This is a genomic window from Bacteroidota bacterium, from assembly GCA_016715425.1.
In the GTDB taxonomy this organism is placed as follows: Bacteria; Bacteroidota; Bacteroidia; order Chitinophagales; family BACL12; genus JADKAC01.
Genome location: JADKAC010000001.1, coordinates 370961 through 392813 on the forward strand (window position 1 = coordinate 370961; position 21853 = coordinate 392813).

18 protein-coding genes and 1 tRNA gene are annotated in these 21853 nt (G+C 33.9%); 17 read left to right on the top strand and 2 right to left on the bottom strand.

Going from position 1 to position 21853, the window contains the following annotated elements:
- From IPN31_01585 to IPN31_01610, 6 genes are all read left to right on the top strand, one after another.
- The gene (locus IPN31_01585) at positions 1 to 1308 is read left to right on the top strand and encodes a deoxyribodipyrimidine photo-lyase (protein MBK8680607.1); all 1308 of its coding nucleotides are present in this window, start codon (positions 1 to 3) and stop codon (positions 1306 to 1308) included.
- 47 nt (positions 1309 to 1355) lie between these two features.
- Complete coding sequence (locus IPN31_01590) at positions 1356 to 3008, top strand: DUF4139 domain-containing protein (GenBank protein ID MBK8680608.1); 1653 nt, start codon at positions 1356 to 1358, stop codon at positions 3006 to 3008.
- A 105-nt stretch (positions 3009 to 3113) separates the two neighbouring features.
- Positions 3114 to 3749 carry a hypothetical protein gene (locus IPN31_01595; protein MBK8680609.1) on the top strand — a complete coding sequence of 212 codons (636 nt, stop codon included), beginning with the start codon at positions 3114 to 3116 and terminating at the stop codon, positions 3747 to 3749.
- Positions 3750 to 4158: 409 nt separating this feature from the next.
- A complete protein-coding gene (locus tag IPN31_01600) occupies positions 4159 to 4935 on the top strand; it encodes a hypothetical protein (GenBank protein MBK8680610.1) in 777 nt (258 codons plus the stop codon).
- Entirely contained in the window at positions 4932 to 5681 is a 750-nt protein-coding gene (locus IPN31_01605) for a hypothetical protein (GenBank protein MBK8680611.1), read from the top strand. Before IPN31_01600 ends, IPN31_01605 begins: the two co-directional genes overlap by 4 nt.
- Before the next feature lie 194 nt (positions 5682 to 5875).
- Positions 5876 to 6712 (top strand): Bro-N domain-containing protein, encoded by an 837-nt coding sequence (locus IPN31_01610; protein ID MBK8680612.1) that lies wholly within the window; start codon positions 5876 to 5878, stop codon positions 6710 to 6712.
- Positions 6713 to 6850: 138 nt separating this feature from the next.
- On the opposite strand, the gene rnr is transcribed toward IPN31_01610, so the two are convergent.
- Entirely contained in the window at positions 6851 to 9022 is a 2172-nt protein-coding gene (rnr, locus tag IPN31_01615) for a ribonuclease R (GenBank protein ID MBK8680613.1), read from the bottom strand.
- Between the two features lie 133 nt (positions 9023 to 9155).
- Between rnr and IPN31_01620 the strand changes: the two genes are divergently transcribed.
- The 3 genes from IPN31_01620 to IPN31_01630 all read left to right on the top strand — a co-directional run bounded on the left by IPN31_01620 (position 9156) and on the right by IPN31_01630 (position 12805).
- Positions 9156 to 9650 (top strand): histidine phosphatase family protein, encoded by a 495-nt coding sequence (locus IPN31_01620; protein MBK8680614.1) that lies wholly within the window; start codon positions 9156 to 9158, stop codon positions 9648 to 9650.
- 65 nt (positions 9651 to 9715) lie between these two features.
- A complete protein-coding gene (locus IPN31_01625) occupies positions 9716 to 10012 on the top strand; it encodes a hypothetical protein (protein MBK8680615.1) in 297 nt (98 codons plus the stop codon).
- Between the two features lie 174 nt (positions 10013 to 10186).
- A complete protein-coding gene (locus tag IPN31_01630) occupies positions 10187 to 12805 on the top strand; it encodes a T9SS type A sorting domain-containing protein (protein ID MBK8680616.1) in 2619 nt (872 codons plus the stop codon).
- An 11-nt stretch (positions 12806 to 12816) separates the two neighbouring features.
- On the opposite strand, the gene IPN31_01635 is transcribed toward IPN31_01630, so the two are convergent.
- Entirely contained in the window at positions 12817 to 14931 is a 2115-nt protein-coding gene (locus IPN31_01635) for a ComEC family competence protein (protein ID MBK8680617.1), read from the bottom strand.
- A 134-nt stretch (positions 14932 to 15065) separates the two neighbouring features.
- On the opposite strand from IPN31_01635, the gene IPN31_01640 reads away from it, so the two are divergent.
- From IPN31_01640 to IPN31_01675, 8 genes are all read left to right on the top strand, one after another.
- Entirely contained in the window at positions 15066 to 16565 is a 1500-nt protein-coding gene (locus IPN31_01640) for a GH3 auxin-responsive promoter family protein (protein ID MBK8680618.1), read from the top strand.
- Between the two features lie 59 nt (positions 16566 to 16624).
- Positions 16625 to 17944: an RIP metalloprotease RseP gene (rseP, locus tag IPN31_01645; protein ID MBK8680619.1), complete on the top strand. Its 1320-nt coding sequence runs from the start codon at positions 16625 to 16627 to the stop codon at positions 17942 to 17944.
- Complete coding sequence (locus tag IPN31_01650) at positions 17944 to 18741, top strand: hypothetical protein (protein ID MBK8680620.1); 798 nt, start codon at positions 17944 to 17946, stop codon at positions 18739 to 18741. The genes rseP and IPN31_01650 overlap by 1 nt, the downstream gene beginning before the upstream one ends.
- A complete protein-coding gene (hscB, locus tag IPN31_01655) occupies positions 18738 to 19265 on the top strand; it encodes a Fe-S protein assembly co-chaperone HscB (GenBank protein ID MBK8680621.1) in 528 nt (175 codons plus the stop codon). Before IPN31_01650 ends, hscB begins: the two co-directional genes overlap by 4 nt.
- 18 nt (positions 19266 to 19283) lie before the next feature.
- A tRNA-Leu gene (locus tag IPN31_01660) sits at positions 19284 to 19368 on the top strand.
- A gap of 90 nt (positions 19369 to 19458) precedes the next feature.
- On the top strand, positions 19459 to 19767 hold the full coding sequence (gene rplU, locus IPN31_01665; GenBank protein MBK8680622.1) for a 50S ribosomal protein L21: 309 nt from the start codon (positions 19459 to 19461) through the stop codon (positions 19765 to 19767).
- A 15-nt stretch (positions 19768 to 19782) separates the two neighbouring features.
- Positions 19783 to 20055 carry a 50S ribosomal protein L27 gene (rpmA, locus tag IPN31_01670; protein ID MBK8680623.1) on the top strand — a complete coding sequence of 91 codons (273 nt, stop codon included), beginning with the start codon at positions 19783 to 19785 and terminating at the stop codon, positions 20053 to 20055.
- Between the two features lie 99 nt (positions 20056 to 20154).
- Positions 20155 to 21849 (top strand): DNA polymerase/3'-5' exonuclease PolX, encoded by a 1695-nt coding sequence (locus tag IPN31_01675; GenBank protein MBK8680624.1) that lies wholly within the window; start codon positions 20155 to 20157, stop codon positions 21847 to 21849.
- The last annotated feature ends 4 nt before the right edge of the window (positions 21850 to 21853 follow it).

A 21853-nucleotide genomic window follows, 5' to 3' on the forward strand; every position in this document is an offset into this window, starting at 1 on the left:
ATGCAAAAAAATCAGCCGGTTGTAATACATTGGTTTCGCAGAGATTTGAGATTACAAGATAACACTGCATTATTTCATGCATTGCAAAGTGACTTTCCGGTATTACCTCTTTTTATTTTCGACAAAAATATTTTATCTGATCTCTCGGATAAATCTGATGCCCGTGTAAATTTTATTTATAACACACTGCTGGAAATAAATGATACGCTGAAAGAAAATAATGCTTCGCTGTTAATACAATATGGAAATCCATTTGATGTATGGAAAATTCTTGTAACTCAATTTGAAATAAAAGCAGTTTATACAAATAAAGATTATGAACCGTATGGAATCAAGAGAGATAAATTAATAGCAGATTTTTTACAATCTCAAAATATTTCTTTTTATACTTTTAAAGATCAGGTATTATTTGAAGAACATGAAGTAGTAAAAGAGGATGGCAAACCGTATTCTATTTTTACACCGTATGCAAATAAGTACCGATTAAAAATTACTTCCAATACATTACAAGAGTTTCCTTCCGAAAAATTAAAAGCAAATTATTTAAATACTCAAGATTTTGAAATACCTTCTTTGGAATCATTGGGATTTACTAAATCAACAATCTCAATTCCTTCTTCTATAATTGATATAAATGTTATTGAACATTATCATAACACCAGAAATTTTCCTGCGTTGTCAGGTACAACTCGTTTAAGTGTGCATTTGCGTTTTGGAACTTGCAGTATCCGGCAACTCGCAAAAATTGCGATACAATACAATGCTGTATTTATGAATGAACTTATCTGGAGGGATTTTTATCAAATGATTTTATTTCATTTTCCTCACGTAGTTAGTCATGCATTTAAACCTGCTTATGATAACATACAATGGAGAAATAATAAATCAGAATTTAATGCTTGGTGCAATGGTGAAACCGGATATCCGATGGTGGATGCAGGTATGCGTGAATTAAATACAACTGGCTTTATGCATAATCGGGTGCGCATGGTAACAGCAAGTTTTCTTACCAAACATCTATTAATTGATTGGCGATGGGGCGAAGCATATTTTGCAGCAAAACTTTTGGATTATGATTTAGCATCAAACAATGGTGGTTGGCAATGGGCAGCAGGTAGTGGTTGTGATGCGGCTCCTTATTTCAGAATTTTTAATCCTGCAGAACAATTAAAAAAATTTGATATGGATCAGGAATATATACGCAAATGGATTCCTGAAATAGATACTGCGCAATATCCAAATCCAATAGTAAATCATAAAGAAGCAAGAGAGAGAGTTTTGAAAGTGTATAAGCAGGCATTACAATGATTTATGGAATACAACCTTGAGAGCATCTCAGTTGTAAATTTTTAATTATGAAATCTGCTATTGCAATTCTGTTGATGCTACAATCAACATTTTTATTTTCTCAAAAAGAAACAATTATTGAAGCACCTATAGAAAAAGCAACTGTCTTTTTAAGCGGAGTACAATTATATCATTCCCAATCTCTACAACTCAGCAAAGGTTCTACAGATATAATCATTCGTGGAATCGCATCGGCAATTGATGCGAATAGTGTGCAGGCTAGTGGCTTTGGAGATTTTACAATTTTAGATGTGCAGTATCGCATGTTTTATCCTGAGCCAAATGAAAGCGGGAAATTGCCGGATGATATTCAAAGAAAAATAAATAAAGTAAATGATTCCATAACCGAATTGAATTTCGTGGCGATGGATTTGAATTTTAAAAAAGAGAATCTGAGCTATCAAAAGCAAATGATGCTTAGTAATAAATTATTGAAAGGTGAAGGAAAGAGCGATTCATTAATCGTATTAAAACAAGCAATGGAATATTATGATATTAAACTGAATGAGATTTCAGATGAATTGGTAAAGCTTCAAAGGAAAGAGTTGGCGAATACATTATTGTTAAATAGCCTGCAAAACCGGCTTTCGGAATTAAACAACTATTGGAATCAGCAAAATATCGCAATAGAAAATATTCCTGTTCCGGAGATAGTAATTTCAGTGGTGGCAGAACAATCTGTATCTGCAAAAGTGGAAGTAAATTATCTTACCTACAATGCAGGATGGTATGCCACTTATGATTTGAAGGCTATTGATGTGAGCAAACCTATTGAGCTTACATATAAGGCAAATATCTGGCAGAACACAGGAATTAATTGGAAAGATGTTTTGATTACTTGCAGTACAGGAAATCCTTCTCTTGGAAATAATCCTCCTGCAATCGGTACTTGGTATATCGGCTATTATCAGAGTTATTATGAAAGAGATTATCAGGATGACAAAGTAAAATCTTCTGAAATGGCAGAAACAACTTCCGCAGGTGCAGTAGATACTTATCTGAATCAAAAACCTGCTGATATCAGTTCAAATTATACGGCCCAAAATCAAACAATTGCCAACACAGAATTTGCCGTTAGTCTCAAATATTCAATTCCATCTGATGGTAAAGGACATATTGTGGCTTTGAAAACAGCCACCTTAAAATCCGATTACAATTATTTGGCAATCCCTAAAATTGATCAGTCTGCTTATTTGATTGCCAGAATTACAGGCTGGGAGGAACTAAGTCTGATTCCGGGTAATGCAAATATTTACTTTAACAGTACTTATGTAGGTAAAACGATGCTTAACGCCGGAGGCCTGAGCGATACAATGGAGGTTTCTTTGGGACGAGACAAATCAATAGAAGTGAAGAGAATTGTATTGAAGGATAAAACCAATGAGAAATTCTTAAACTCAAATGTTACCCTTAACCGTGCGTTCGAAATTTCTATCCGTAACTCCAAAGCATATAATATAGATGTGGTAATAAAAGATCATATTCCGGTAAGTCAGGTCAATGAGATTAAGGTAGAGATACTGAATAAAGGTGGATCTGATATAGATTTAGCCAGCGGAATTCTTACATGGAAAGAGAAAGTTAAGGCAAAAGAGACTAAGAAATTACAGTTTGAATTCAGCGTGACTTATCCAAAAGATACTCCTATAACCGCTTTATAAAAATGCAGATATCCGTCAATATGTGAATGACAGTCACTTTTGGGTCACTTTGGTAAGCTAACATTTATGGAGAAGGCAAAGTAATGGATCACCTTTGCTTTGCTTATGAAACAAACCAATTTGGAAATGACACACAACCATCTTAAATCTATAGTTATGGCGATAGCCATGATTATCTGCATCCAGAATGCAAATGCGCAATTCGCCAACTCTTTCGGTAAACAAAAAAGTGGAAAGCAACACCCGGTTAGAGTTTACTTTATGGCTTATGATATGCAATATCCCGGAATCGCTATCGGTCCGGAATATGATTTTCTCTATGCGACACATCAAAAAATACAATGTAATAAAGGAACTCGCTATACAGATAAGCATTTGTATTTCGTCCCTCAATTTGGTATAGTTAAAACTGATGTACAGTCAGTTGCAGCATTTGTCAATATTGAACTTGATTTTAAAACGATTTATCAATCCGGCTTTATAGTAGATTTATTTGCTTCTGCAGGTTATGCCCAAATATTTGAAAACCAACCGGCAGATCTTGGTGCTTCATCTTTTGAAAATTCATTATTTGCAAGCCACGGTGCATTCCTCCCGCAGTTTGGTATTGGAACAGGTTATGATTTCAGGAAGGAATTTAATACTCCAATTCAGGTTAATTTCAGAGTACTCAGTGCTTCTGTTGATATGAAGGAGTTTATTAAACCCGGCTTAAACCTCGGTATTACTTACAATCTCTAATATTTCCGAAGCGAAGGGATGAGGTTTTTAAGGTAGCCGGAATTCAGGCTTGCCAATAATTTAACTTTTACAGCTCCCCCGGCTTTTGGAATCCTGCGAAAACCTGACTCTACTTCTCCCAAAGTATATGTCTGTAAAGGCTTAGGCACAGGATTGCTGACAGGATGGCAATTTATATTGTCATTTTCATAATATGTCGCCTATTTGTTAAAATTAGAAGTTGGAAATAAGTAATGTATTGAAATGCAATACCTTATAGAATGTTCAAAAAAAATTTTCAGCGTTTAATTTGAGGGCATTTCCAAACGAATTATATTTGCCTCAGAGATTGTTCTTCCAATGACATGATTACATAAAAGATAAAGGTTTCCATAAACAATTTACTTTTGCCATTGGAAACCTGTTTTGGTTGAAAACCCCGGATTTATTCCGGGGTTTTTTATTTTCAGAAATATTTATTCATTTTCGTTTTTGTATGTCGTTTATTCCTTATCAAACCGAGTTGTGTAATAATGAAACTAACATCTATATATATAATGTGTTAGTTCAGGAACCGGTTACTGCCATCACCGATATTTTAATTACAATAATTGCCTGGAGAATTTTTTTCAAATCAAAAAAAGAATTAACTCCAACGCTTTCAAATCAACTATACAGATATTTCTTTTTTATGATTGGTTTGGCAACATTGCTTGGTGGTGTTTTCGGTCATGCACTTTGTTACAGATTGGGAATTGGTTGGAAACTTCCCGGATGGATTACAAGTATGTTTGCCATTATGTTAATTGAGCGGGCAGCTATTATGCATGTATTACCTCAAATGCCAAAATCACTTCACAAGATTTTACCCATATTAAATTTTGTTGAATTAGCAATTATGATTACAACTGCTGTGGTTACCTTAAATTTCTTTTGGGTAGAATTTCATGCATTCTATGGATTAGGAATTGTTGTCGGTTCATTTGAATTAATCAATTATAAAAAAACGGGTAATCAGGCGAGCAAATGGATTTTAATTGCAGTGGGAATTTCTTTAATAGCAGCATTTGTTCAGATTGCAAAAATTCATATTAATGATCCGTGGTTTAGAGCCGTAGATTTTGCACATGTTATTATGTGTGTTACTTCGGTGATATTATATAAAGGTGTACGATTGATAAAAAATCAAACAGTAAATGAATTATGAAACTATTAATTAAGAATACATTCTTGTGGTTGTTTGTTTTACTATTGTTTAATGGAGAACTTAAATCTCAGCAAGCACTTACTCAAGCCAAAGCCTTAGCAAATGAAACGGTGAACATGATGGGCGGCATGGATAATTATAATGCAACAAGATATATTGGCTGGAATTTTTTTGGAAAAAGACAATTGCTTTGGGATAAACAGAACAATAGAGTGAGAGTTGATATACTGAATAAATCAATTTCCATTATTGCTTCTCTCACCGATGAAACTTGTTTGTTATATATGGATGGAAAACAAATGACGCAACCGGATTCATTAACCAAATATTTAGAGAAGGCAAGATTGTATTGGATGAATGATTCCTATTGGTTGCTGATGCCATTTAAATTATTTGATGATGGTGTATTCATTTCTTATGTAGAGAGGGGTGAAACTGCGGATGGCAGAAAAGCGGAAATATTAGAACTCTCTTATGATAATGTGGGAGCAACTCCTGAAAATAAATATCTTATTTATATTGATTTTGAAACACGTTTGATATCGCAGTGGGATTACTTTGCAAATGCAGATGATAACAAACCTGCAATTACAAATCCATGGACAGATTATAACTGGTATGGTAAAATTCTTTTAGCATCTGGCAGAGGCAAAGTGGGTTCAATAACAAATATTCATGTTTGGGAAAGTGTACCGAAAAAAATATTTGAACAAGTGGAAATGTTGGATTTTGATTCTATAAAGTAGTTTTGGGGAATTGTAGAATTGAATTTGTGTAACTGGCGAATTGTGTAATTGTGTAATCGGAAAATCGTTGAATTGGGGAATCGTTGAATCCGGAAAATGCGAAGGCTAAAGGCGAAGGCAATGGCTTAAATTTTAGAATAGTAGAATTGTAAAATTGAATTGTGTAACTATCGAATTGTGTAATCGTGTATTATATGGAACAAAAACAAACCATAAAATTATTTGAGCAAAAGCAAGTGCGTTCTATTTGGAATGAAGAAGAAGAAAAATGGTATTTTTCGATAGTAGATGTTGTGGGGATATTATCAGAAAGCACAAATCCAAATAACTACTGGAAAGTGCTCAAACACAGGCTAACAAAGGAAGGAAGCCAGTTGGTTACAAACTGTAACCAACTGAAACTACAATCTACTGATGGTAAATTTTATAAAACCGATGTAGCCGATACAGAACAATTATTTCGCTTAATACAATCAATTCCCTCACCCAAAGCTGAGCCTTTTAAATTGTGGATAGCAAAAGTAGCGAGAGAAAGAATAGACGAGATAGAAGACCCCGAAATAGGTATTGATAGATTAATGGAAACCTATCTGAAAAAAGGCTATAGCAAAGAATGGATTAATCAACGCTTAAAAAGCATAGAAGTGCGCAAAGAGCTCACCGATGAATGGGATGAAAGAGGCGTAAAAAAAGGACAGGAATACGCCATCCTCACCGATGAAATCACTAAAGCGTGGAGTGGATTATCGGTAAAAGAATATAAAAAACACAAAGACCTAAAAAAAGAAAATTTAAGAGACAATATGACCAATCTTGAGTTGGTACTTAATATGCTTGCCGAAGCCACCACAACAGAAATAAGCAAAGAGAAAAAACCAAAAACATTTGCTCAAAATAAAACCATTGCCAAACAAGGCGGTACTATTGCAGGAAATACCCGAAAAGAAATAGAAGAAAAATCAGGCAAAAAAGTAGTAAGTAAAATTTCGGCTAAAAAACTTTTAGACATTAAAAACAAAAAATTGAAGTAAATCGAATTTTCATTCGATAAAATACTGGAAGAATTTGTTAAAAGAGCCATTTAGTTCTCACAAATTTACCCGCATCTCTAAACCAAATATTTTATGAAATTTTTAGAAGGGAATCTCTGTATGGATTAGATTTTGATTTTATACAAACACAAAATCCAACCTTCGTGCATCCAAATCTGCTTTCACCACTTTTACTTTTACCACATCACCCATTTCAAAAGGTTTATTTCCTGTTAGGCTAACAAGTCTTCTGCGTTTATCATCAAACGTCATTTCATCACGAATTGAATTTACCGCAACCATACCTTCGCATTTATTTTCACGCAGCTCAACAAAAATTCCGAAATGAGTTACACCGGAAATTATTCCTTCGAATACTTCACCAATATGTTTCGATAAATATTCCACTTGTTTGTATTTCACACTTTCTCTTTCTGCTTGCATTGCTGTGCGTTCCTGCGCAGAAGCATAGCGACATTTTTCTTCTAAATCATTTTTTGAAATCGGTTTATTGCTATGATGCAAAGCAGCAAATAAAATGCGATGCACCAATAAATCAGGATAGCGCCGGATGGGTGAAGTAAAGTGTGTGTAATAGTTAAATGCAAGTCCGTAATGTCCAATATTATTTGAGGTATAAACTGCTTTTGCCATACATCGTATTGCCATTTGTTCCAATACATTTTGTTCGGGTTTTCCCTGCACTTCTTTCATCAATTTATTTAATTCAGATGAAATATTTTGTGGTGAATCCAATTTTAATTTATAACCAAAACGTTTTGCTGTTAATCCAAATTCTTCTAATCGCTGAATATCCGGAACATCATGCACCCGATATACAAAAGGATAATTTGTGTTGTCTTGTTTCCCTTCGGGTGCTTTTCCTTTAGAGGTCTTACCCATAAATTCTGCAACCTTTCTATTGGCGAGCAACATTAAATCTTCGATAAGCATGTGCGCTTCTTTTCTATCTTTTACATATAAACCGATAGGCACTTTATTTTCATCCAAAATAAATTTTACTTCCTGAGTTTCAAAAGCGATAGCACCATTTTTAAATTTTTCATCACGCAGTTTATGTGCAATAACATTTAATTGCAAAATTTCTTCGGCAAACTCACCGGTTTTATTTTCAATTATTTCTTGTGCTTCTTCATAACTGAAACGACGATCGGAATGAATAACAGTTTTGCCAAACCAAGTATCCACTATTTCGTGCTTATCATTAAATTCAAAAATTGCAGAAAATGTAAGTCTGTCTTTATGCGGAACTAATGAGCAAACATTGTTGGATAATTTTTCAGGCAACATCGGAATAACTCTGTCAACCAAATAAACAGAAGTAGCTCGTTGATATGCTTCTTTATCTAACTGACTTCCAACGGTAACAAAGTGCGAAACATCCGCTATATGTACACCCACTTCTGTATTGCCATTTTCCAATTTGCGCAAACTGATTGCATCATCAAAATCTTTTGCATCATGTGGATCGATTGTTATTGTCCATGTATTTCGAATATCTCTGCGCTTTGCAATTACTTCTTCTGAAATAGTTTCTGATATAGCAGCAGCTTCTTTTTCTACATCTTCCGGAAAATTATAATTGATTCCTGTTTCAACCATTATCACCCGCATATCACTTTCATGATCGCCTGCAGGTTTTAATTTATCTACAATTTGACCAATAGGATTTTTCATGTTAGGCGGCCAATCTTTCAATCGCACAATTACTCTTTCTCCATCCGAAACTTTTGATCGTTTTACTTCATCAGGTGTAATATAAAAATCGTAATTATTAAATTCCTTATCAGTAACTACAAAAGCAAAATCATTATTGATTTGTATATGCCCGATAAAAGTTTCTTTCTGTCTTTTAATTACTTCTACAATCTCACCTTCTTGTTTTTGTGATTTGGATTTCCGGGTAAGTCTCACACGAACAACATCACCATTAAATGCTCTGTTTGTGCTTCGTGATGGAATAAAAATATCATTCAATTTTCCATCAATAATTACATACGCATTTCCCGAACGGGTAATATCTACAATACCAATTAGTGTATCCTCAGGAGAGAATGTAGGCTTTATTCGAAATTTATCTTGCTCAACTTCTTCGATGCGCTTTTGATCAACCATTTTTTCTATTGAATCAAATAGTCCGGCACCATCATTTTGTTTTAATGACCATTTTACAATTTGTTTTAATGCAACTCCACGTTCCGGTTTGGTCGCAATAAAATTATACAAGTCTGTTTCGAAGTCTTCAGATTTAATGCTCCGTGTTTTATTTATTTTCTTTTTCTTCGACATATATTTATTCTATCGTAAAATTAGTTATTGCTATCGGTTAATATATTATTCTAATCAGAATTGTATTGACATGTGTATAACTGAATACTTGCATTCTACATATCTGTTTAATTTTTCCATCAGAATACAGAGTATGAAAACACTTTATATCATACGACATGCAAAGTCAAGTTGGGAACACGAAGACTTGCATGATTTGGAAAGACCATTGACCGAACGTGGTAAAAAAAATGCGTTGTTAATGGGAGAGGTGTTGAGAAAATATGAAGCATTTCCTGATGAAGTAATTTCAAGTCCTGCGTTGAGAGCAGTTTCTACCACTAGAATTTTATGTGAAGAGTTAGGATTTGATTCTAATAAAATGCTGATAGAACCCGATTTATATTTTCGTGAAGTAGAAGATATTATTCAGGTATTGCACAAACGACAATCACGTCCAGATAAGATTTTTATAGCAGGACATAATCCCGCTTTTACAAATTTGGCAAATGCATTAATTCCGGGATTCACGGAAATGATTCCAACATGTGGAGTGGTTGCAGTGCATTTTAATATTGAATCTTGGGGGCTGTTGCAAATAGGAGGTGGCCAACTTGCATTTTTTGAATATCCTAAGAAATTCCGTTAAATAAAAAATAGCCATACAACCATATTTAATATAGTATCGTTTTATAAATACAAAAAACAAGCACGATGTCAGAATTTCTACTTAACTCGGAATTACTGGATGCAAAAGGAAAAGATTTTATGCAACTGGTTTCAAATCAAAGAACTTACATTGATGAAATGATTATGGATGGTAAGGTTACCAGCTATGCAATTTCTATTGACAGAACAAAACTGTGGGCAGTTATAGTTGCACAATCTGAATCTGATGCAGTAAATATCATTGCAAATTTTCCTATTATTGATTATATGCAATTTGAATTACATGAATTACTTTTTCATAACTCAGCGCAGGATTTGGTTTCGCATATTTCTTTAAACTGATTCCTTTTTATTGTAATTACTCTTGCCGTAAACAAATAAGATTTTATTTACGATTTAGATTACCTTATTTATTATTACTTATTCTACATTTCACAACCATATAGTTGTAAGTAATTACCTAACAATTATCTTTAGAATTATTTTCTATTAATTTTCAGCTAATTAATTAACTATATGCATCGTATTTTTTTTATTTCCCTTTTTCTGATATTAACTGCTTCTTTTTTAACGAAGTATTTTTCTGAATCCACCTATTCAATTATAAATGAAGAAGGTGAAGAAGAAAAACTTGCAGAAATGGAAGGCTATGGAGAATTTTTATTTCTAAAATTAGCAGACCCAAATACGGGCGCTATTCCGCAAAATGCTTTGATGCATGCTTACAATACTTTAAAAGATCGGGGGTATTATAAAAAAACTGTAACAGGGAATTTCAGAAGTGGTGGATGGCAACCGGTGAATGATTTTTTTAATACACTCGCTATTACAAAAATTGCATATGATCCCAACAATACGCAATTGTTTTATTTCTGTACCGGAGAAGGATGGTTTAATGCTGATGGTGTAAAAGGTGCAGGTGTTTGGAAATCAGAAAATGGTGGTGCAACATGGAATCAATTAAGTTCTACAGCAATTCCAATTTTTGATTATTGTCAGGATATTGATGTGCATCCAATTACCGGTGATATTTATGTTGCAACTCGCAGTGGAGGTTTGCAACGTTCAACAGATGGAGGAACATCATGGCAAAAAGTGTTGGGTTCCACTGCAGGTTCTACACGCAATTCAATTTGTGATGTTGAAATTACCTCTGATGGTGGTGTATTTGTCGCTATTGGAATTTTTGAAACTGATGGTGTTTATTATTCTGATAATGGCGACTCTTCTACTTATGCAAAACAAACTACAGGTTTACCGGGCAGCGGTTATTATAGAATTGAATTAGCAGTTTCTAAATCTAATCCCAACATTGCGTATGCTATTCCATGTTCTTTAGATTATAGAATTCAAGGAGTGTATCGAACAGAAGATCGTGGGGCTAACTGGCAATTAACTTCTTTGCCGGGTGATAATCGTGAACTTGCAGCTAAGCAAGCTTGGTATGATTTAACTATGGAAGTGGATCCGAATGATCCGAATATTGTAGTTGCAGGTGGATTACATATTTGGCGCACTCAGGATGGTGGTGGAACATGGAAACAACTCACTTCCGGCGGTATTGATTCTAATTTATTGCGATATGTGCATGTGGATCAACATGCGGTTGTTTTTCGAAATTCTGATGAAGTATATTTTGGTAATGATGGAGGCATTTATAAAACAGATAATTTTTCTGCAAGTCAACCATTTATTTATCATCGCAATGATGGTTATAATGTAACTCAATTTTATAGTGCAGATATAAATCCTGTTTCCGGCAATCATAAATTAATTGGTGGTACACAGGATAATGGATCGTTGATGGCAGTTAATCCTGATGTATCTTTTTTTAAAACTGTTTCGGGAGCAGATGGTGCTTTTTCTGAATACAATAATTTTAATGCAGATATATTTTATACAGCAACGCAATTCAGAAGATTTTATCGCTTTACAAATGGTGGATATGAATTACCTGATACATTAACGATAGATACACTCACAGATAACAATGTATTTTTTATTAATCCTTGGGCATTAGATCCCAATGATCCCGAAAAATGTTTTTATGCAAGTAACATTGGTTTATGGCGTATAGATTCATTAACTACAGCAACAAGAAATGATTGGGAAAAGGCATGTGTTTTTGGTGGAAAAATTTCGGCAGTTAGTGTTTCAAATAATCCACCCGGCATTGCATTTTTTGGTCGCAGTGCATCAGAAGCACAAATCTATGCACTATATAATGCAGCCACTGTTGATCCGGGTTCCGCACCAATGCCTTTAGATCCCAATGATGAAATTCCGGATAGCGGTGTTTTTTTTAGCATGTATTGTTCTTCAATTGGAGTGGATCCAAATGATGCAAATCATTTAGTAGTTACTTATTCCAATTATGGAATTCAATCTGTTTGGGAAACAAAAAATGCATTATCGGGAAGTCCAAACTGGAGTTCTTGTGAAGGAGATTTACCGGATATTCCTGTGTATTGGTCATTGATTCATCCCAACAATCCTAAAGTATGTTATATCGCAACGGAGATGGGTGTGTTCTATACGGATTTATTAAATGGTACTGAAACAGTATGGATTCCTTGTTCAAATTTTCCAATTGTTAGAACGGATATGTTGCGCATAAGACTGGATGATTTATCTGTAGTTGCTGCTACACATGGAAGAGGTTTATGGACTGCAACATTAGATGCAAGTGCCACCGCAAATGATATAGTATGGCAGGAGCGTGGACCCAATAATATTGGTGGAAGAACTCGTGCAATTATGATAGATCCAAATGATGCTACAGGAAATACGGTGTGGGCAGGTTCTGTTGCCGGTGGCTTATGGAGAATTACAGATATTAATTATACTGCCATTACACAACCACAAATTTCAGAATCAAAATTTGTTGTGTATCCTAATCCTGCACTTACTGAAAATGTGTATGTTGATCTTTCTAAATTTTCCGGAAAAATTATTTCACTAAAAATATTTAATGCGCAAGGAAGTTTAGTGCTAGAAGTTTTAAATGATTATAATGTGCCGAATGCATTACAATATAAATTAGAATTGCCAAAAAATATTTTTTCGGGAATTAATTATATTGCAATAACTACTTCTGAAAATACTTGGGTTGAAAAATTAATGATTGTTAGATAAAATGTATTCTCCTATAATCGAATATTAAGTGCACCCTCAGATTTTAAGTTGTGAAATCTGATATTGTTATCAAGACAAAATTTTTCCCAATACTTTATGCTCTTATATGAATTGGTATTATCAAATATCCATATTGATTTTTTAAATTTCTCTGCTAATTGTTCTAGATTTAAAAAGGGATTATTGCAAATAAGTAAATAATCAGAAGCCGGTAATGTTGCAATAGCTGTACTATTATTTGTTATCGTATTAATTATTTTATTTCCAATAATAATTGTGCTTCCTGAAATTACAATTGAATTAGATTTAAAATTTGAGTCTAAACAAATTGTCTGGTACGAATCAATTCCATATTGTTGCAAAGCAGGTTTAATGATATAATTGAAATTGGTAGAATTATTATCTATTTTTTCTTCTGTTAGCAGATACAGAGTATTCTCATAAATTACACTGAGAAGTGTGTTGTTTTTAATTTGAATAAAACTTAATTCCTTTGTGCTTTTCCGTTGTATAACAGTTTGTAATGTGAATACCATAAAAAGTAAAAGCGTAATTATAAAAGCATATATATAATCTTTGTTTTTTGATGTCAATATTATTGCAGCAATAAAGATTAAAAGGCACATCACAATTGTCTGCAACAAACTCCAATGAATATATTCAACAGTTGCACCCGGCAGTGTATTTGCAAATGCCATACTTTCATTCATGATTTTTATTGGAATATAAACCAGCCAACCTGCTATAGATGCAAGAGGTGAAATCCAGCTTATTGTAAATAAAAAAACGCCAGAAACTAAAGTGAGAAATGCCATTGGTATTGCAACCATATTGGTCAATAAAAAATAATTTGGAAATTGATGAAAGTAAAAAATGGTGATTGGTATAGTTCCTATTTGTGCACCAATACTTACAGATGCCAACGACCAAATATATTTTGGAATGAGATGTTTTACTTTTATTAATTTATATAAATAGGGTTGAAATGCAACAATGCCTAATACCGCTAAAAAAGAAAGCTGAAATCCAACTTCCATCACCATAAATGGATTGATGAAGAACAATAAAATTGCAGAGGCAGAAAGGATATTATAACTGTTAATATGCTGACCATCTAAGCGGCCAAATGCAAGCATTGTAAACATAACTGCCGATCTGAATATGCTGGGTGAAAGCCCTGTGATGCATCCATAAATCCAAATGCATGTTACTATAATTATGGGTTTTATATATCTGTAAGAATTTGTTTTATTTTTTTTGAAGAAGGGAATTAGATTTAAAAGTATTTCGAGTATTGCATAAAATATTCCGACATGTAAACCTGAAACAGCAAGCACATGCATGGTTCCTGTTTTTGCAAAATGATCTCTGGTTTCATTATCTAATAAAGTCCTGTTGCCTAGAATTAAAGCAAGTGCAATACCCTGTACTTCTTGATCGTGAATATTCTCAGTTATCTGTCTGCTAAAATATTGTCTGCAATTAAAAATGAAATTCCAAAAGGGTTTAGGGGAAAAATTATCCGACAATAAAAATTCTCCATTTTTTAAGTAAGCAGTGTAAAATATTTTATGTGCCTTTAAATATTTTGCATAATCGAAGGCTCCCGGATTATTGGTGGAGGCGGGTGCAGAAAAATTGTTTTTAATTATTACTTCGTTTCCATATTTGGGAATAACATTCAAATCATTTTTTGCGAGATAGATAATTGCATTTCCTACAGTGGATGTGTTAAAGGACTGCCGATACATCTCCTGTACTTCCACAGTTAATTTAATACTATTCTCTTTTATTTCAGGAGGTTCGGTTATCCTACAGCGAAAAGTTTCAGCATCAGATAAATATTTTCCAAAATACGAAGATTGATTTCTTGGATCATCTAACTCAACCAATAAACTACCGCAGAACATACACGCCAGAATAAATATTGAGCCTTGAAATTTAATAAGCTTAATACTGCGGTTACCCATTCTGGTTAAAAAGAGAACACAAAAAATTGTAGTTAATCCGATAAAACATATCCAGATAAATTCAGAAGAAAAAACATGTTGTAATTGCAACACTATTCCTACGAGCAAAAAGTTTGCAATCCGAAATGCAGGAATATAGGGGAACCCGGATTTCATTTCAAAAAGGATACACTAAAAGTACATTATCCTAAAATGCATAGCAAATGTTTTTTATTAAGTATACAAATACTTGCTATTGGAACAAAAAATTGCCGTGATGTAAAGAAGCAATTGGTTGTATATTTGCCGGCGTGTCAATTAAGTCCTCATTAGCCCGTCCATTTGCATCTTATGTCGCATCTAAAATAAAATCGGCACATACTAAACCTATTGAGCATCAGAAAAAAATTATGTTGCAATTAATTGCCCAGGCAAAAGACACTGCATTTGGCAACGCAAATAATTTTGAAAGCGTAAAAACCTATTCTGATTTTAAACAAGCTGTTCCGATAGCAGATTATGAAGCATTGAAACCTTGGATAGAAAAAATTAAGCAAGGAGAACAAAATATATTGTGGCCGGGTAAGCCATTATATTTTGCAAAAACAAGCGGCACTACCAGCGGGGTAAAATATATTCCAATTACAAAGGCGAGTATGCCCAATCATATTAATAGTGCTCGTAATGCATTGCTGATGTATATCAATAATTCCGGTAATACAGATTTTGTAAATGGCAAAATGATTTTTTTGCAAGGCAGTCCGGAAGTGGAAGAATTACATGGCATTAAAATCGGCAGGCTTAGCGGATTGGTATATCATCATGTTCCGGGATATTTATTAAAGAACAGACTACCTTCTTATCAAACAAATTGTATTGAAGATTGGGAAGAAAAAGTAGAAAAAATTTGCAGAGAAACTATAAAGGAAAACATGACTTTGATTAGTGGAATTCCTCCTTGGGTAATTATGTATTTTGAAAAGCTGCTCGAAATTTCCGGTAAGAAAACTGTAAAAGAAATTTTTCCAAATTTTAGTTTATTCGTTTATGGTGGCGTGAATTACGAACCTTACCGTATGCGCATGGAAGAATTAATCGGCGGTAAAATAGATAGTATAGAAACCTATCCGGCAAGCGAAGGATTTATTGCTTATCAGGATTCATTAACCGAACCGGGATTATTATTAAATGTGGACTCAGGGATTTTTTTTGAATTTATTCCTGTAGAAGAAGTGCATTTAGAAAATCCAACTAGAATAAGTTTGGAAAGTGTAGAATTGGATAAAAATTATGCTTTAGTAATAAATTCGAATGCAGGCCTTTGGGGATATTTTATTGGCGACACAGTGAAATTTGTAAGTCTGAATCCACATCGCATTATAGTGAGTGGAAGAGTGAAGCATTTTATTTCTGCCTTTGGTGAACATGTAATTGGAGAAGAAGTGGAGTTTGCTATTTTGGAAGCGGCAAAAAAAATGCAGATAACTATTCGTGAATTTACTGTTGCCCCACAAGTGAATCCCACAGAAGGATTACCTTATCATGAATGGTTTGTTGAGTTTGAAAAAAATCCGGAGGACATAGATGCATTTACCGTATTAGTTGATGAAAATTTGCAGAAAAAAAATATTTATTATCGGGACTTAATAGAAGGAAAAATACTGCGGCCACTTATTATTACGTTAATGCAGCCAAATGCATTTCGAGACTTCATGAAAAGTAAAGGAAAATTAGGTGGACAAAATAAAGTTGCCCGACTTAGTAACGACCGTATTATCGCAAATGAACTTGATTCATGGAAGGCATGTTAACAAATCTTAATCATTTTACACCCTTATACTTATTTGAATTATAGAATTTTACAGCAATTATGGTAATAGTACAAGTAGCACAATTAGTCTTATCTCTCACGATATTGGTTTTTATTCATGAACTAGGGCATTTTCTTGCAGCAAGAATGTTTGGTATTCGAGTAGAGAAATTTTATATATTTTTTGATGCCTGGGGAAAGAAAATAGTTTCCTGGAAAAGAGGCGATACAGAATATGGAATTGGCTGGCTGCCCTTGGGTGGTTATGTAAAAATCGTCGGCATGATTGACGAAAGCATGGATAAAAAACAAATGGCAGAAGAGCCGCAACCCTACGAATTTCGTTCAAAACCTAACTGGCAAAAATTCATTGTTATGATTGCCGGCATAGTGATGAATATTATTTTAGGGATTGTAATTTACACTGCATATCATTTCCATTTTGATAAATATTATACACCTGTTTCCGAAATTAATAAGGATGGTATTTATGCCTGGGAAAGTGCCCGCAATATGGGTTTTGAAACCGGCGACAGATTAAAAGCAGTGAATGGAAAAGAGTATAAGCGATACGATGACTACATTTCCATGAAAGTAATTTTTGGTGCAGAAGTTACTGTGGAGCGCAATGGTAAAAAAGAAGTGATAGATGTGCCTAACGATTTTTTTCAAACAATACGCAGTGGTGGTGGATTCATAGAATCAAAAAGCCTTGTGAAAGTAGATAGTCTAACTTCTCCGGAAACCAATGCTGCAAAAGCCGGATTATTGCCCGGGGATCAGATTGTAGCTGTGGATGGCAATGATTTATTTTCTTATGGAGAATTTAAAGAGCTATTGCAAAATAATAAAAATGGTACAGCAGATATTGAAGTATTGCGCAATGATGCAAAAGATACTTTTAAAGTAGATGTAGATTCTGCAGGCTTAATTGGGTTTGTTGCTCAAATACAAATGCCTAAAGATTACGACTCTACAAAATACACTGTGGGTTCATCAATTACTTATGGATCACGGGATGCATTTGAAGTATTTTACTATCAGGCGGTTGGATTATGGAAATTAGTTTCCGGTCAAATTAAAGCAACGGAGTCCATTCAAAGTCCAATTGGTATCACATCTTATTTCCCTAAAGTTTGGGACTGGCGTGCATTCTGGAGATTAACTGCATTGCTTTCCATGGTTCTTGCATTTATGAATTTACTTCCTATTCCTGCTTTAGATGGTGGGCATATTATGTTTATTGGTATAGAGTCTATCATGGGTCGCAAATTATCTGATAAATTTATGGAGCGGGCACAAATTGCTGGAATGGTGTTGCTGTTATCGCTAATGGTATTCGCTGTAGGTAATGACTTATTTAAAATCTTTTCGAATTAATGCGATCGTTTTCAACTGTATTACTTGTTTGCGTTTTTCTTCAATTAGGAGCACAAGAAGATAATGGACAACTGTTGCAGATAACTCATCACCGAGTAATGGTAATTCCATTTAATGAATTTTATTATTTAAGTGATGCTGATCCTGAATTAGCAAAAGCAAATAATAAAAATCCGGAAGATGTTTCTGTATTATTTCGATATGGCATTACAAATAATGTGGCCACAAAAGTAATCAGCAGCTACGATACCTATAATATATTAACTGATACAACAGTGCAATCCCAAGTTGATTTGAATCGCATTTATGGTTCTATACTATATAAATATCAAAAACCAATTAATTCTACAGATTCAGATTCATCCAGCAGAGAGATTTTTAAGCAAGATGTTTTTGGATTAAAGCACGAAGTAGAGCAACCTAAAGCATCCAAAAAGAATTCTACTGACCCAGATAAAAAATTTATGAATGCAGTGGTGAAGGATGAAACGTTATTCCCTTATTTGCAAGAAAAATATGGAGTTGACATGTTTGTTTTTATAAATCAATTTGAAGTAAAAACCAATTGGGAAAATTGTCTCGACCTTGCAACACATAATTTTGAACGAGAAATCATAGTACACTTTTCTATTTATAATGCAATGGGGAAAGAATTAAAAGGCGATGCCGTTTCTGTTATTTTCCCTTCCACCGAAAGAAGTTTCGATCAGATAATCAGTAGCCAGTTTCCATTAATTGCAGATCAATTAGGTATGGCAGTGCAGGAGTCTGCTTACTCAGAATCATTAAAAAAATGAACTATTTTACTTTTTATGAATTGCCGGTTTCTTTCTTGTTAGATGAAAAACAATTGAGAACAAAATTTCTTGAATTAGGAAAAAGATATCATCCGGATTTTTATACAAAAGCCAGCCCTGAAAAACAATCTAAAATTCTGGAGCTTTCCACTTTAAATAATAAAGCGTATAAAATACTAGGGAGCTTCGACAGAAGAATGCAATACATATTAAAGGAAGCGGGTGTGTTGGAAGAAGAAGAAAAATATCAATTGCCTCAGATATTTCTGATGGAAATGATGGATATGAATGAGATACTGATGGAGTTACAATTTGATCCGGATCCTTTGAAAAAAGAGGAAGTTTTAAACCATCTGGAACAGATTGATAAAAACATGTATAGCGAAATTGAAAATGTGCTGAAAGAATACAAAATCGAAAATGCTACAAAAGCACAATACAAGCAGATAAAAGAATATTATTATAAAAGCCGTTATTTGTTGCGTATTCGTGAGCAGTTGGATAAATTTGCGCTCCCTGATTAAGGCTGGCGCCTAAGAAATGCCGTGGTGGTGGAATTGGTAGACACGCTGGACTCAAAATCCAGTGCCCTCAAAAAGCGTGTGGGTTCGATTCCCACCCACGGTACTTAGAATTTAAATTTTTCTTCTGCATTTTAACTTGCTATTTGTCTCTTCCTGATTTACCTTTGCACCTTTGTTTTAAATAAGAATTTTTATGTACGCAATTGTAAGTATCGCCGGTCAGCAGTTTAAAGTAGAAGAAAATCAGGAAATCTATGTTCATCATCAGAATGGTAATGAAGGTGATAGTCTGACTTTTAATGAAGTGTTGTTAATGGATAATGATGGAAAAGTTGTTGTAGGAACTCCTACACTTCCGGATGCCAGCGTTTCTGCAACAATTGTTTCGCATGTAAAAGGCGACAAGGTGATTATCTTTAAAAAGAAGCGGCGCAAAGGATATCAAGTAATGAATGGCCACAGGCAATCATTTACTAAACTGAAAATTGACAAAATCAAATAATTAAAAGAAACAGTTATGGCTCATAAGAAAGGTGTCGGTAGTTCAAGAAACGGACGTGAATCACATAGTAAAAGATTAGGTGTGAAGATTTGGGGTGGCCAGGAAGTTATTTCCGGAAACATCATTATCCGCCAAAGAGGAACAAAATATCATCCCGGTAAAAATGTGGGTTTGGGTAAAGACCATACAATTTATGCACTTGTGGACGGAACAGTAAATTTTACTCGTGGCCGCAAAGACAGATCAATTGTGCATGTGTTGCCTCTTGAAGTTGCTGCAGTAGCGTAACAAATAATTAAAGAGTTTAAATACTTCATTTAAAACCACGATACGAATAAACGTATCGTGGTTTTTCAATTTATTTATATTCGCTTCAATATCTAAAACATGGAATCGGTACAATTATCTAATAAAGAAGTTTCAGTACTTTTTAAAACCCTGTCTGGGTTAATGGAATTGCATAACGAAAATCCATTTAAGACAAAAAGTTACGCCAATGCTGCATTTAATATTGGCAGAGTATCAGAGTCTGTTATGAAAATGAATGAGATGGAATTGGAAGCCTTATCGGGAATTGGAAAATCTGTAGCTTCTAAAATTATTGAGTTACAACAAACAAATACAATTCAAGTACTAGAACAATTGTTGGCCAAAACTCCGGAGGGTGTTTTAGAAATGATGCGCATTAAAGGAATTGGTGGTAAAAAAGCAGCGGTAATTTGGAATGAGTTAGGTATTGAAACAGTTGGAGAATTATTATATGCCTGTTATGAAAACAGATTGACTAAGTTGAAAGGTTTTGGAGAAAAAACACAAGATGCTATTATTAAAGTAATTGAATATTACCAGAATAATATCGGAAAATTTCACTTTGCCACTTTGGATAATCTGAGTAAACAAATTGTTGAAGAAATATCTACCAAAACAAAATCAAGATGCGAACTTGTAGGAGAAATTCGGCGCAAGTGTAATACATTGGAAAAAATAGAATTATTACTTGCTATGGATTCTGATAAAATAAAAAATTTACCTGCTTTAATTATTACACTCACAGATTGGGAATTGAATGAAAATGTTTGGCGAGCAAAAACAACATCAAATATTCCGGTGATTATACATTGTGTTCCTTCATCAGAATTTCCAATTGCAGAATTTGAAAATACAGGATCGCAAGCACATGTAAAGGCAGTTAAAGAAAAATTAAATGCATGGCCTCCATCAATTAATTCCGAAAAGGAAATTTATGCTTTGGCTGGTTTGCCATTTATTCCTGCAGAAATGCGGGATATAGATTTAAATGAAATTGATTTATCAAATTTTTCATCAGAAAATTTAATTGATGCTGCGGATATTAAAGGTGTAATTCATAATCACAGCACCTGGAGTGATGGAAAACATTCGCTGGAAGAAATGGCAAATGCTTGTATTAAAAATGGGTTTGAATATTTGGTAATTAGCGACCACAGTAAAACTGCGGTATATGCGGGTGGTTTAGCTATAGATCAGGTGTTTGCTCAGCATGAACAAATTGATGCATTAAATAAAAAGTTGTCGCCATTTAAAATTTTTAAAAGTATAGAATCTGATATTTTAAATGATGGAAATTTGGATTATCCGGATGAAATATTAAAAAAGTTTGATTTGATTATTGCCTCAGTGCATCAAAATCTTAGGATGGATATTGAAAAAGCAACAACACGATTATTATCGGCAATCGAAAATCCTTATACCACAATTCTTGGTCATATTACCGGCAGATTATTATTATCAAGACCGGGTTATCCTGTAGATCATAAAAAAATTATAGATGCTTGTGCAGCTAATCAAGTGGTGATAGAAATAAATGCAAACCCTTATCGTCTGGATATTGATTATACATGGATACCTTATGCAATGCGACAGGGAGTAAAAATTTCTATAAACCCGGATGCACACAGCACTGAAGGTATTGGTGATATTTATTATGGTGTTTGTTCTGCACGAAAAGGCGGACTTACAAAATCAATGACTTTAAATACATTATCACTTCAGGAATTTTCTGCTTTTATTGAAAACAGAAAACAAATAAAGGGTATCTCTTAAATTA

Excerpts from the sequence above, each read along its gene's own strand:
- IPN31_01585 (MBK8680607.1), top strand. The coding sequence starts at position 1 with ATGCAAAAAAATCAGCCGGTTGTAATACATTGGTTTCGCAGAGATTTG.
- IPN31_01590 (MBK8680608.1), top strand. The coding sequence starts at position 1,356 with ATGAAATCTGCTATTGCAATTCTGTTGATGCTACAATCAACATTTTTA.
- IPN31_01595 (MBK8680609.1), top strand. The coding sequence starts at position 3,114 with ATGAAACAAACCAATTTGGAAATGACACACAACCATCTTAAATCTATA.
- IPN31_01605 (MBK8680611.1), top strand. The coding sequence starts at position 4,932 with ATGAAACTATTAATTAAGAATACATTCTTGTGGTTGTTTGTTTTACTA.
- IPN31_01610 (MBK8680612.1), top strand. The coding sequence starts at position 5,876 with ATGGAACAAAAACAAACCATAAAATTATTTGAGCAAAAGCAAGTGCGT.
- rnr (MBK8680613.1), bottom strand. The coding sequence starts at position 9,022 with ATGTCGAAGAAAAAGAAAATAAATAAAACACGGAGCATTAAATCTGAA.
- IPN31_01620 (MBK8680614.1), top strand. The coding sequence starts at position 9,156 with ATGAAAACACTTTATATCATACGACATGCAAAGTCAAGTTGGGAACAC.
- IPN31_01625 (MBK8680615.1), top strand. The coding sequence starts at position 9,716 with ATGTCAGAATTTCTACTTAACTCGGAATTACTGGATGCAAAAGGAAAA.
- IPN31_01630 (MBK8680616.1), top strand. The coding sequence starts at position 10,187 with ATGCATCGTATTTTTTTTATTTCCCTTTTTCTGATATTAACTGCTTCT.
- IPN31_01635 (MBK8680617.1), bottom strand. The coding sequence starts at position 14,931 with ATGAAATCCGGGTTCCCCTATATTCCTGCATTTCGGATTGCAAACTTT.
- rseP (MBK8680619.1), top strand. The coding sequence starts at position 16,625 with ATGGTAATAGTACAAGTAGCACAATTAGTCTTATCTCTCACGATATTG.
- IPN31_01650 (MBK8680620.1), top strand. The coding sequence starts at position 17,944 with ATGCGATCGTTTTCAACTGTATTACTTGTTTGCGTTTTTCTTCAATTA.
- hscB (MBK8680621.1), top strand. The coding sequence starts at position 18,738 with ATGAACTATTTTACTTTTTATGAATTGCCGGTTTCTTTCTTGTTAGAT.
- rplU (MBK8680622.1), top strand. The coding sequence starts at position 19,459 with ATGTACGCAATTGTAAGTATCGCCGGTCAGCAGTTTAAAGTAGAAGAA.
- rpmA (MBK8680623.1), top strand. The coding sequence starts at position 19,783 with ATGGCTCATAAGAAAGGTGTCGGTAGTTCAAGAAACGGACGTGAATCA.
- IPN31_01675 (MBK8680624.1), top strand. The coding sequence starts at position 20,155 with ATGGAATCGGTACAATTATCTAATAAAGAAGTTTCAGTACTTTTTAAA.